This window comes from Kitasatospora sp. NPDC057542 (assembly GCF_042801945.1).
Classification (GTDB): Bacteria; Actinomycetota; Actinomycetes; order Streptomycetales; family Streptomycetaceae; genus Kitasatospora.
The window spans coordinates 1-10298 of record NZ_JBHVFE010000330.1; the positions used below are offsets into that span (position 1 = coordinate 1).

Sequence of the window (10298 nt, forward strand, 5' to 3'; positions counted from 1 at the left end):
GCGCGCTCCCCGCCAGCAGCAGCGGCAGCCGGGCCCCGACCCGGTTGATCAGCCACCCCGAGACGGGTGCCAGCACCCGGTGATCCGCTTCAGCAGCGGCAGCGTCGAGGCGATGATCCCGAGCGAGGCGGCCAGTCCGAAGGCCGTCAGCCCGTAGTACTCCGCACCCAGGGGCACCAGGTCCACCTTCATCTGCGCCTTGAGGAACATCGCCGCCGCGGCGAAGCCCGTCCCGATCGCGACCGCCGACACCACCAGCAGCGGCAAGGCGCTCTCCAGCCCGAGCACCCGTTGCAGCAGCCGCAGCGGTGCCCCGGTCAGCCGCAGCATCGCGAACGGGCGGCGGCGGTCGGAGAGCCCGGCCACCACGCTCACCGCGAGGCTGCACCCGGCGATCGGCAGGGTGGTCAGCAGGACCACGTTCGCGAGCTGGCGCCAGCCCTGGAGCTTCCTCTGCCCCTCGGAGCTCCAGTCCTGCGCCATCCGGGCCTCGTAGCGCGGGAGTTCCCGGTTGAAGATCGTCCGCAGCTGTTCCTTGGCGGACGCGGAGCCGTCGGTGGTCGCGTAGACCATCCGCACCGGGAGGGCGGCGACCTCCTCGGCGGAGACCGGCGCCGCCGGCCACTCCTTGTAGGTGTTCGCCTGGAGGTCCAGGAACACGTTCCGGTCGACGGCCGCGACGGTGGCCCCCGGCGCGCAGTGGCCGACCACGGGAATCTGCGCGAGTTCCGAACAGCGCACCAGGGGAGGCACGATCCGCTCCCGGCCGTACTGGTACGCACCGATCCCGGCCGGATTGTCGTGCACCAGTGCCATCCCCTCGAAGCCCGGGACGGCCCGGGCCCGCGCCTCCAGGCCGTCGGGCAGCGCCGGAACCACCAGCGGACTCTCCGGGCCGCCCATCGGGGTGGTCACCACGGCCTTGAGGACCCCCTGAGCGCCGATGAGCGAGCTCATGTTCGCGTTGATGCTGCCGATGATGCCCAGCGTCGCGGTGGTCACGAACAGGGCCAGCACCAGGCCGGCGACCGAACGGAAGCCCGCCCTCGGGTCATCGCCCAGCCGTCGCATCGCGATCAGCGTGGCCGGACGGCTGGTCCGCCGGGCCACCGCCCGGGAGGCCGCCATGGTGAGCCACGGCCCCGCGATCACCAGCCCGAGCATCACCAGCACGAAGCCGCTGAGGTAGCCCGCCGACTGCGCGTTGGTGCTCGCCGGGGGGTTCCCGACGAAGTAGCCCAGCTCGCCCAGGCCGGCCAGCAGCGGGGCCACCCGCCAGGCGCTGGGCGGCTTCGGGGTGACCCTGCGGCTGACCCCGAGCGGCGAGATGGCGACCCGGCGCAGCGCGAACCGGGCGGCGAGCGCGGCCGCCACCGGTACGCCCAGCACCACCCCGGCCACCTGCGGGAGGCCGATGCCCAGATCGTCGATGAAGAAGCGGTCGCCGGTGAACGGCACGTCGGCCACCAGGGGCTTCAGGGCGAAGTACAGGCCGAAGCCGAGGACGGTGCCGGCCGCCGCGGCCACCGTGGACTCCACCGCCGAGATGACCGACACCTGGCCCGGTGTGGCCCCCACCAGGCGCATCGCGGCGTAGCGCTGCTCCCGGGTGGCGGCGGACAGCCGGGCCGCAGTGCCGATGAAGATCAGCACCGGGAAGATCAGCGCCCCGGCCACCACGGTGAGCACCAGGACCAGCGCGTCGCCGTTCACACCGGCGCCGAAGCAGCCGCGGCCGCAATCGGCCGGCACGGCGGTGGCGATGCTCGTGACGGTGGTGGCCCTCGGCAGGGCCTTGACCTCCTCCTCCGTACGGCCCACGACCACCGCCAGGGTGTCCGGGGAGGGCAGCGCGTCGTTCCCGAGGGTGCCGACCAGCCGGCCCGGGAAGCGGTCACCCAACTCGACGGCCGGGACGTCGCGCAGCAGCTTCTCCAGGGCGGGCGAGGCGTAGAACTCGCCCGGTGCCGGCAGCCTGCTCAGGCCGGGCGGGACGGGCGAGGTGGTGCCGGTGGCGGCGACGTCGGCCCGGAAGACCCTCTTCCCCCGGTAGTAGTCCATCTGGGCGGCCCACCGGAGCGGGTCCGCCGGGGCCGCCGCGGTGGCGCCCTCGGCCCCCGTGTTCATCCAGAGCTGCCGCTGGTTGGTCCGGTCGATCGCGTGGATGCCGGCGAAGGTCGAGAGCAGCAGCCCGACCCCGATCGCGACCGCCGCCGCGATCATCAGCAGCCGGGCCACCGCCTCCCGGCCGCCGCTGACGGCCAGCCGGAGCGAGAAGGGGATCACGAGGCCACCGGTCCGGCGGAGAGGGTGCGGGCCCGGCCGTCCCGGACGACCGCCTCGCGGTCCGCGTACGCGGCGACCCGGGCCTCGTGGGTGACCAGGATGACGGTGGTGCCCTGCTCCTTGGCCGAGGTGACCATCAGTTCCATCACCTGTTCGCCGGTCAGCGAGTCCAGCGCGCCGGTCGGCTCGTCGGCGAACAGCACCTGCGGACGGGCCACCAGGCCGCGGGCCAGCGCGACCCGCTGGGCCTGACCGCCCGACAGCTCGCCGGACCGGCGTCGCTCCAGGCCGTCCAGGCCGAGCCGGGCGAACCACGGACGGGCCTCGGCCAGCGCGGCGGCACGACGTACGCCGTTCAGCAGCAGCGGCAGGGCGACGTTCTCCTCGGCCGTCAACTCCGGCACCAGCTGGCCGAACTGGAAGACGAAGCCGAACTGGTCCCGGCGCAGGGCGCTGCGCCGGGCCTCCGGCATGGTGTCCAGGCGCTGCCCGTTGAACAGCACCTCCCCCGCGTCGGGCACCAGGATGCCGGCCAGGCAGTGCAGTAACGTCGACTTGCCCGAGCCGCTGGGGCCCATGATGGCGAGCACCTCACCTGCCTGCACGGACAGGTCGGCCCCGCGCAGGGCGGGGGTCTCGCCGAAGGCGAGGGCGACGTCGCGGGCCTCGATGATCGCAGTCACGCCTTCACCTCCGCGGCGAGCGCGTCCAGCCGGGCGGCGGTGAGGTCGATCCAGCGCAGGTCGGCCTCCAGGTGGAACAGGCCGTGGTCGGCGAGAAGGGCGTCCACCAGGGCGCCGGTGCGGCGCAGTTCGGTGAGTTCACGCATCCGGCGCAGGTGGGCGGCGCGCTGGGTGTCCAGGTAGTGCTCGGCGTCGCGGCCCAGCATCAGGGCCAGCACCACCTTGGTGAACAGCACTGACTGGAGGTTGGGCTCGGGCGCGACCGGCTCCTGGAGCCAGGTCTCGAACTCGGTCGCCCCGGTCTCGGTGATGACGTACCGCTTGCGCTCGGGCCCGTCGCCGGGCTCCGCCTCGCCGGCCACCACCTTGCCGTCACGGGCCAGCCGCCCGAGGGTCGCGTAGACCTGGCCGTACGGAAGGGGTTTGCCGCGGCCGAAGAGGGCGTCGTAGTCGCGCTTGAGGTCGTAGCCGTGGCTCGGCTCACGCTCCAGCAGCCCCAGCAGGGTCAAAGGAACACTCATGAGAGAAACATACACCCGGCGTATACTCCGAGTGTATATCTGGGCAAAATACGGCCCCGAGCTGGGGCAACGTCAGCTTCCCGGCAGAGCAGGGGCGGAGAACGGGCAGGAGCCGGACACGGCACAGGCAGGGGGTGACCCCACGACCACCCCCTGCTCCGCACCTCGGCCCGGCGCCCCCACGGTCGAACCGGGCCACGGCCGCGCCCAAGCACCGGGAGGACGCCGCCGGTTCCCAGCCTGCCGGACCGGGCGGCGACCGCCGAGGGGCCGAACGTCCCGCCCGCGGGGCCGAGCGGCCCTGGCGGTCCTACGGACGCGCACGACTCTTGTGCGCGGTGGGCCGCCTGGTGGACATTGGGGGCGGAACCTCCCCGCGTCCCCGCGCCCCTGAGGAGCACTCACCGTGTCCAGCACACCCCGTCCGGCCAGGCCCGCGTCGCTCCCGCGGCGCACCGGCCGGCGGCTGCGGCGGGCCCTCGGTGCCCGGCACGAGCCGCTCGTCCGCCCCCTCGACCGATCCCGGGCCCGCGCCTGGCTGTCCGCCGTGCTCGGCGTGGTGCTCGCCCTCGCCCTGTCCGTGGGCGGCAGCCTGCTCCTCTACCGCTCCACCGCGCCCCGGGCCGACGCCGACCGCGCCCGGCTGCGCCAGGTCGACGCGGTGGTCCGCAACGTCCCGGACCGCACCGCCGCCGGCAGCCGCTTCGCCGGCGGCTACAGCGACCGCGTCGACGTCGACGCCGCCTGGACCGCCCCGGACGGCACCCAGCACCTCGGCACCGTCCAGGCCCCGCATTCGGCCGTCGTCGGCAGCCGCGTCCCCGTCTGGGTCGACCCGGCCGGCGCCGTCTCCGATCCCCCGGCCGACCGCGCGGCCCTCGCCGTCTCCGCCGCCTGCACCGGCGCGGGCGCCCTCCTCACCCTGCTGGCCCTGCTCGCCCTCGCCCTCCGCGTGCGCCTCCACACCCTCGACCGTCGCGCCGAAGCCGCCTGGACCTCCGACTGGGCCCGCCTCGAACCCCTCTGGAGCGGCCGCGCCGGCCACCGCCGGGAGGACTGACCGGGCCGAGGCGGGAGCCCGGCGCCGACCCGGCATCCCGTCAGTCGCCGGTGGTGCCCCAGAAGTACAGGCCGTCAGGAGCGCCGTCCGGTCCGTAGGTGATCGTGCAACATCCCGAGCCCCGGAAGGAGGGCGGGAAGTCGATGTCGCCCCCGCCCTGTTCCTCCGCGGCGCGGACGGTGTCCAGCGAAGGCCGGTCGGTACCGAACAGCTCCGCGACCTCGGCCCCCTCCACCACCCGGACGTCGCCGTGGTCCTCCTCGTCGACGGCGCAGTGGACCACGGTGACCACGTCGAGCACGGAGTGCGCGCCCTCCTCCTCCAGATGACCGGAGTCCATGAGCTCCGCGAGCGATTCGATCCCCTCCTCCCGGTAGTACTCGTGCTCCGTGAGGACTTTCTCCCTCAGCGCATCCAGGGCGGCCTGGAGATCCTCCCGGTAGGGAACCGCGTACGACCAGGCGCTGGCGCCCATTCAACTCACCTGTCCTTTCACGACGATCCGCAGGCCGCGGACCTGCCGGGACGGTAGCGCACCGGCAGGACCGTGGCTGGGCCCAGCGCTGACGCGGGCCGATCGGAGACGGGCGACGGGCGGAGGGGCGGGCGTCGACTCCGGGGCCGACGTGGCCGGTCAGAGCGGGCGGGTCCAGGCCGGGGTGGGGGTACGTCTGGCGGCGTGGTGGGTGAGGGCGGCGACGGCGAGAAGGAGGGCGAAGGCAAGGGCGAGCGCGACCGGAACGTCAACACGGAGGACGAGGAGGGCGCCGAACAGGGCTCCGGCGAACATCCAGACCGCGGAGGCGAGGCGGCGGGGGCCGGCGCGGTCGGCGGCGAGGGCCGTGATGGTCATGGTGAGCACGGTGGTGGTGAGGTCGGGCACCTTCAGGGCACGGACCACCGCGTTCTGACCGCCCATGGCGAAGCCGAGCAGCCCGATCAGGGTGTAGCGGGCCGGGTCGGAGGTGTGGCTGGCCACGGCCGCCAGCACGGTGGCCGCCGCGACCAGCACCGACTGGACGGCGACGGCGGCGGTCAGCAGGTGCCCGCGGTGGCCGGGCAGCCGGCGGGCGAGGTGGCCACCGGCCAGGGCGCCGAGCACGAAGGCGGCGAGAGCGGCCAGCGAGGCGGTGGCGGAGAGGTTGGCCGCGCCGGCCAGGGCGAAGCCGAGGAACACCACGTTGCCGGTCATGTTGGCGACGAAGACGTGGCCGAGTTCCAGGTAGCTGACCGCGTCCACCACTCCGGTGACCACGGTCAGCACCAGCAGCATCGACACCAGCGGCCCGTGCTCGGGTTCGGGGGTCGGCATCGGGCCTCCAGACGGTTCGGGTGACGGTTTCGGGTGGTGGCGGGCCTTCCGTTCCACTCCCTCAGGCGAGCGCCGGGCTCCCCGGCTCCTCCGGCTCGTCGTCCAGGTGCCGGTGCAGATCGCGTACGCCGGGCTCCGACGACAGCCGGGTGACGACCTGTTCGCCGCCGACGTCGCCGACGGCCTCGCCGTACGGCACGACCAGGGTGGCGCCGGCGGCGACCAGGACGTTGGTGCGCAGGCCGGCCATCCCGGACCGCCACTGGCGATCGACGCCGATCAGCGCGCCGCAGGCGACACCGGTGGCGGTCCGGGCGAGGAAGTCGGCGGTGGTCAGGGTGTGCACGACGGCACCTCCTTCACGGGAGGAGGGTACGGACGGGTGGCGAGCCACCGCACACCGCCCGTCCGTACGGGCGGTGACACATGGTCAGTGGTTCGGCGCGCGATCGGGACGACCTCGATGATGACCACCGCCGTCGCGCCCGGCGGGTAGGCGCGCAGGGCGGCCGCACCAGCCCTGCGGGCCGGCGCACGCGCACCTGACCGCGCGTCGGGCGACGCGTCTCGCGCCATGGCCGGGCGCCGGCGGCCCGGAGCCGTGAACCTTCCCGAGCATAGACCGACCCCGAACGACCCGGGTCGGGTTTCCATCCGCACCCTCGACAGCTTTGTAGAAGTTTGACCGAATCCGATCACTCCCACCCGGGAACCACCCCGCCCTGCGCCACGTCCTCCGGCATATATAGTTCACCGACATATGCAGTTGAGAAGCTCACGAGGGGGAAGTGTGTCCCACACCGATCCGACCCGGCCCGCGCCCGTCCTGCGCCTGGCCGACGTCACCCGCGTGCACGGGCGGGGCGCCGCCGAGGTGCACGCCCTGCGCGGCATCGACCTGGCCGTCCACCCCGGCGAGTTCGTCGCCGTCATGGGCCCGTCCGGCTCCGGGAAGTCCACCCTGCTGACCCTGGCCGGAGGGCTGGACCAGCCCACCGACGGCGAGGTGCTGGTGGAGGGGGTCGCGCTCGGCGGCCTCGGCCGCGGCAGGCTCGCCGACCTGCGGCGGCGCTCGATCGGGTACGTCTTCCAGGACTACAACCTGATCCCGGCCCTCACCGCCGCCGAGAACATCGCCCTGCCGCGCGAACTGGACGGCGTCCCGGGACGCCGGGCCCGTCGGGAGGCGCTGGCCGCGCTGGAGGAGCTGGGCATCGGCGAGCTCGCCGACCGCTTCCCCGACGACATGTCCGGCGGCCAGCAGCAGCGGGTCGCGATCGCCCGGGCGCTGATCGGCGAGCGCCGGCTGGTGCTCGCCGACGAACCCACCGGCGCCCTCGACTCCACCACCGGCGAGGCGGTGCTCGCCGTGCTGCGCGCCCGCTGCGACGCCGGCGCGGCCGCGATGATGGTCACCCACGAGGCGGCCCACGCCAGTTGGGCGGACCGCGTGGTCCACCTGCGGGACGGCGCGATCGCCTCGGAGACCCCCGGTCGACGCTCCTCCGCCCGCCTCGCGGCGGTGCACCGGTCCGGCGCGGTCGGCGAGGTGGCGCCGTGAGGATCGGAGCCTGGCGGGTCGCCCTGCGCATCGCCCGCCGCGACGCACTGCGTGCCAAGGGCCGCAGCGCGCTGATCGCCGCCATGATCGCGCTGCCCGTCCTCGGCGTCACCGGCGCCGACGTGGTCCACCGCAGCGGGCAGCTGACCCCGGCCGAACGGGTCGAGCGGGTGGTGGGCGGCGCGGACGCCCTGGTCACGTCGCTCGACCCGGGCCGGCTGGTCGAGCAGGCCCCGATCGCCGAGGACGGCGTCTTCTCCGTCCCGCCCCGCCCTGGGGAACAGCCGACACCCGAACAGCAGAAGGGGGCGAGCACCGACCCGACCGCCCTGATCGGTTCGCTGCTGCCGCCCGGCAGCGCGCTCACCCCGGCCCGGCCCGGGCCGGAGACCGGCGCGACCTCGCCCGAGGGCCTGGTCCGCACCCTCACCACCGAGGCCGACCTCGGTGACCCGATCTGGCGCGGCCGGCTCGACCTGGTCGAGGGCCGCGCCCCGAGCGCCCCGCACGAAGTGGCCGTCACCCGGGCCTTCCTGGACCGCTCCGGGCTGAAGCCCGGCGCCACCACCACCGTCCAGGGCCTGGAGCGCACCACCTACACCATCACCGGCGTGGTCGAGCACCCGAGTGAGCTGGGCCGAGTCGAACTCGTCGCCCGGCCGGGCGAGTTGATCGACCCGCTGAGCAGCGCGACGGCCGTCGGCGGGCCCGCCGCGGAGAAGCCCTCGGCCACCCGGTCCGCTTGGCTGGTCCGGCTGCCGTCCGGCGCCACCCTCGACTGGGCGACGGTCCAGCGGTTCAACGCCCACGGCTACACGCTGACCGCACGCTCGGTGGCGCTCGCCCCGCCGCCGGAGCGGGCCGTCCCCTACTACCGCGACTCGTACCGCTACAGCGGTCCGACGGGCGCCGACAACACCAGAGTGGTCGTCGCCACGGTCACCGGCATGGCGCTGCTGGAGGTCGCCCTGCTCGCCGGGCCCGCCTTCGCGGTCGGCGCCCGCCGCTCGCGCCGCCAACTCGCCCTGCTCGGCGCGGCCGGCGGCAGCCGGACCCACGTCGGTGCGGTGGTGCTCGGCGGCGGCGTGGTCCTCGGCGCGACCGGGGCGGTGGTCGGCGTGGTGCTCGGCACCGTGGTTGTCGCCCTGCTGCGGCCGTGGATCGAGCAGATCGGCGGCGTGCGCTTCGGTCACTTCGCCGTGCCGCCGCTGGACCTGATCGCGATCGCCGGGATCGGCCTGGCCACCGCGCTGCTCGCGGCCGCGCTGCCGGCGCTTCAGGCCGCCCGCCGCAGTGTCACCGCCGGGCTTACCGGCCGGGACACCGTCCGCGGGCCCAGCCGCTGGGTCACCGTGTGCGGCGCGGTACTGGTCGCCCTCGGCGCCGTGCTCGCGATGTACGGAGCGGGCGCGATCCAGCGCGACCAGCCGGGCGTGGGCGGCTACGACACCCGTACGCTCACCGTGCTCGGCGGTTCGGTGACCGCCGAGCTCGGCCTGCTGCTGTGCACCCCGATGCTGGTCGCGCTGATCGGCCGGGCCGCCGGCCGGCTGCCGCTCGGGCCCCGGCTCGCGCTGCGGGACTCCGCCCGGCACCGCTCGCGCACCGCTCCGGCGGTGGCCGCGGTGATGGCCGCGGTGGCCGGTGCCGTCGCCATCGGCGTCTACACCGCCAGCACCGACGCCGAGAACCGGCGCGACTACCGGCCCCAGGCCCCGTACGGCGCCGTCCAGCTCATCACCTACGTCGACGGCCCCCGGCTCGACGAGGAGCGCGCCTCCTTGGAGAAGCAGCTGACCGGGCTCGGCCCGCGCGGCGACCTCGGCGAGGTGCTGTACCGCTTCTGCGAGAACTGCTCCAGCACCGTCCAGCTCAAGGGCCCGGTGGAGCGGCGCGGCCTCGGCGCCCCGCCGCACCTGGCCACTGGTGACGCGAACGTGCTGCACAACCTGTTCGCCGTCCATGATCCGGCCGCCGAACAGGCGCTGGCCACCGGCAAACTGCTGGTCTTCGACCGGGCCCTGGTGGGCGCCGACGGCAAGGCCGTGATGATGCTGCGCGGTGGCGGCGGCGCCCCGGTGCAGCCGGGCGAGGTGCCCAAGCCCGACCTTCAGGAGGTCCCGGTCGACGCGGTGCTGGTGGACAACCCGGCCGCCGCCGGCTTCGCCCAGGGCCTGGTACTGCCCTCCGCCCTGCCCGGGCTCGGGCTCTCCTCCCAGCCGACCGGCTCGGTCTGGCTGCCCGCCACCCCGCCCGACCGCAAGGCGCAGCAGCGCGCCGAGGCGGCCACCGTCCAACTGGACCGTTTCGCCAGGCTGGAGGTGGAGCGGGGGTACCAGCCGAAGAGCGACGCGCTCACCCTGGCCCTCACCGGCTTCGCCGGGCTGGTCGTGCTCGGCGCGGCCGGGATCGCCACCGGCCTGGCGGCCGCCGACTCCCGGCAGGACCAGGCCACCCTGGCCGCGGTCGGCGCGCCGCCGCGGATCCGGCGGAGCATGGCGGGCCTCCAGTGCACGCTGATCGCCCTGCTGGGCGCGCTGCTCGGGGCGGTCAACGGGTTCGTGCCGGCGGTGGGGCTGCTGAAGTCCCGGGCGAGCGGATTCGGGGCCAAGCCGGCGCTGGTCACCGCGCCCTGGGGCGAGCTGCTGCTGGTCGTGCTGGTGCTGCCGGTGGTCGCGGGGCTGCTCGCGGCGCTGTTCACCCGGTCCCGCATCCCGCTCGGGCGGCGGCTGTCCTGAGTGCTCACGGTCGGCCTGGGACACGGCTCGGACACTCGCCGACCACCGGCTGACACCGCTTGGACACCACCTGGGCACCACCCGGGCACCACCCGGGCCGCGCCGGGCGTCCGCCCCCTTCGTCCGGGGGCGGGCGC

General features: G+C 74.8%; 8 protein-coding genes and 1 pseudogene. 3 read left to right on the plus strand and 6 right to left on the minus strand.

The window, feature by feature from the left end; translation table 11 throughout:
* Positions 1 to 48: 48 nt before the first annotated feature.
* From ACFU7Y_RS31345 to ACFU7Y_RS31355, 3 genes are read right to left on the minus strand one after another with little or no spacing between them, the layout of a single operon-like run.
* Complete coding sequence (locus ACFU7Y_RS31345) at positions 49 to 2286, minus strand: FtsX-like permease family protein (RefSeq protein ID WP_380770414.1); 2238 nt, start codon at positions 2284 to 2286, stop codon at positions 49 to 51.
* The gene (locus ACFU7Y_RS31350) at positions 2283 to 2969 is read right to left on the minus strand and encodes an ABC transporter ATP-binding protein (RefSeq protein WP_380770415.1); all 687 of its coding nucleotides are present in this window, start codon (positions 2967 to 2969) and stop codon (positions 2283 to 2285) included. The genes ACFU7Y_RS31345 and ACFU7Y_RS31350 overlap by 4 nt, the downstream gene beginning before the upstream one ends.
* Positions 2966 to 3490, minus strand: a complete 525-nt coding sequence (locus ACFU7Y_RS31355; RefSeq protein WP_224274203.1) for a PadR family transcriptional regulator — start codon at positions 3488 to 3490, stop codon at positions 2966 to 2968. Before ACFU7Y_RS31355 ends, ACFU7Y_RS31350 begins: the two co-directional genes overlap by 4 nt.
* 406 nt (positions 3491 to 3896) lie before the next feature.
* Here ACFU7Y_RS31355 and ACFU7Y_RS31360 point away from each other — a divergent pair, with 406 nt between their 5' ends.
* Entirely contained in the window at positions 3897 to 4550 is a 654-nt protein-coding gene (locus ACFU7Y_RS31360; RefSeq protein ID WP_224274205.1) for a hypothetical protein, read from the plus strand.
* A gap of 40 nt (positions 4551 to 4590) precedes the next feature.
* Here the strand turns inward: ACFU7Y_RS31360 and ACFU7Y_RS31365 are convergent, their stop codons facing one another.
* The 3 genes and pseudogenes from ACFU7Y_RS31365 to ACFU7Y_RS31375 all read right to left on the minus strand — a co-directional run.
* Positions 4591 to 5025, minus strand: coding sequence for a hypothetical protein (locus ACFU7Y_RS31365; RefSeq protein WP_224274206.1), 435 nt, complete (start codon positions 5023 to 5025; stop codon positions 4591 to 4593).
* 159 nt (positions 5026 to 5184) lie between these two features.
* Positions 5185 to 5862, minus strand: a complete 678-nt coding sequence (locus ACFU7Y_RS31370; protein WP_380770416.1) for a YoaK family protein — start codon at positions 5860 to 5862, stop codon at positions 5185 to 5187.
* A gap of 136 nt (positions 5863 to 5998) precedes the next feature.
* Positions 5999 to 6208: pseudogene (locus ACFU7Y_RS31375) on the minus strand (MgtC/SapB family protein); the annotation flags it as partial.
* Between the two features lie 414 nt (positions 6209 to 6622).
* Here ACFU7Y_RS31375 and ACFU7Y_RS31380 point away from each other — a divergent pair.
* Both ACFU7Y_RS31380 and ACFU7Y_RS31385 read left to right on the plus strand, forming a co-directional pair.
* A complete protein-coding gene (locus ACFU7Y_RS31380; RefSeq protein ID WP_374119888.1) occupies positions 6623 to 7423 on the plus strand; it encodes an ABC transporter ATP-binding protein in 801 nt (266 codons plus the stop codon).
* On the plus strand, positions 7420 to 10161 hold the full coding sequence (locus ACFU7Y_RS31385; protein WP_380770418.1) for an FtsX-like permease family protein: 2742 nt from the start codon (positions 7420 to 7422) through the stop codon (positions 10159 to 10161). Before ACFU7Y_RS31380 ends, ACFU7Y_RS31385 begins: the two co-directional genes overlap by 4 nt.
* The last annotated feature ends 137 nt before the right edge of the window (positions 10162 to 10298 follow it).

Coding starts and splice junctions, on each gene's coding strand:
- ACFU7Y_RS31365 (WP_224274206.1), bottom strand. CDS start 5,025: ATGGGCGCCAGCGCCTGGTCGTACGCGGTTCCCTACCGGGAGGATCTC.
- ACFU7Y_RS31380 (WP_374119888.1), top strand. CDS start 6,623: ATGCAGTTGAGAAGCTCACGAGGGGGAAGTGTGTCCCACACCGATCCG.
- ACFU7Y_RS31370 (WP_380770416.1), bottom strand. CDS start 5,862: ATGCCGACCCCCGAACCCGAGCACGGGCCGCTGGTGTCGATGCTGCTG.
- ACFU7Y_RS31355 (WP_224274203.1), bottom strand. CDS start 3,490: ATGAGTGTTCCTTTGACCCTGCTGGGGCTGCTGGAGCGTGAGCCGAGC.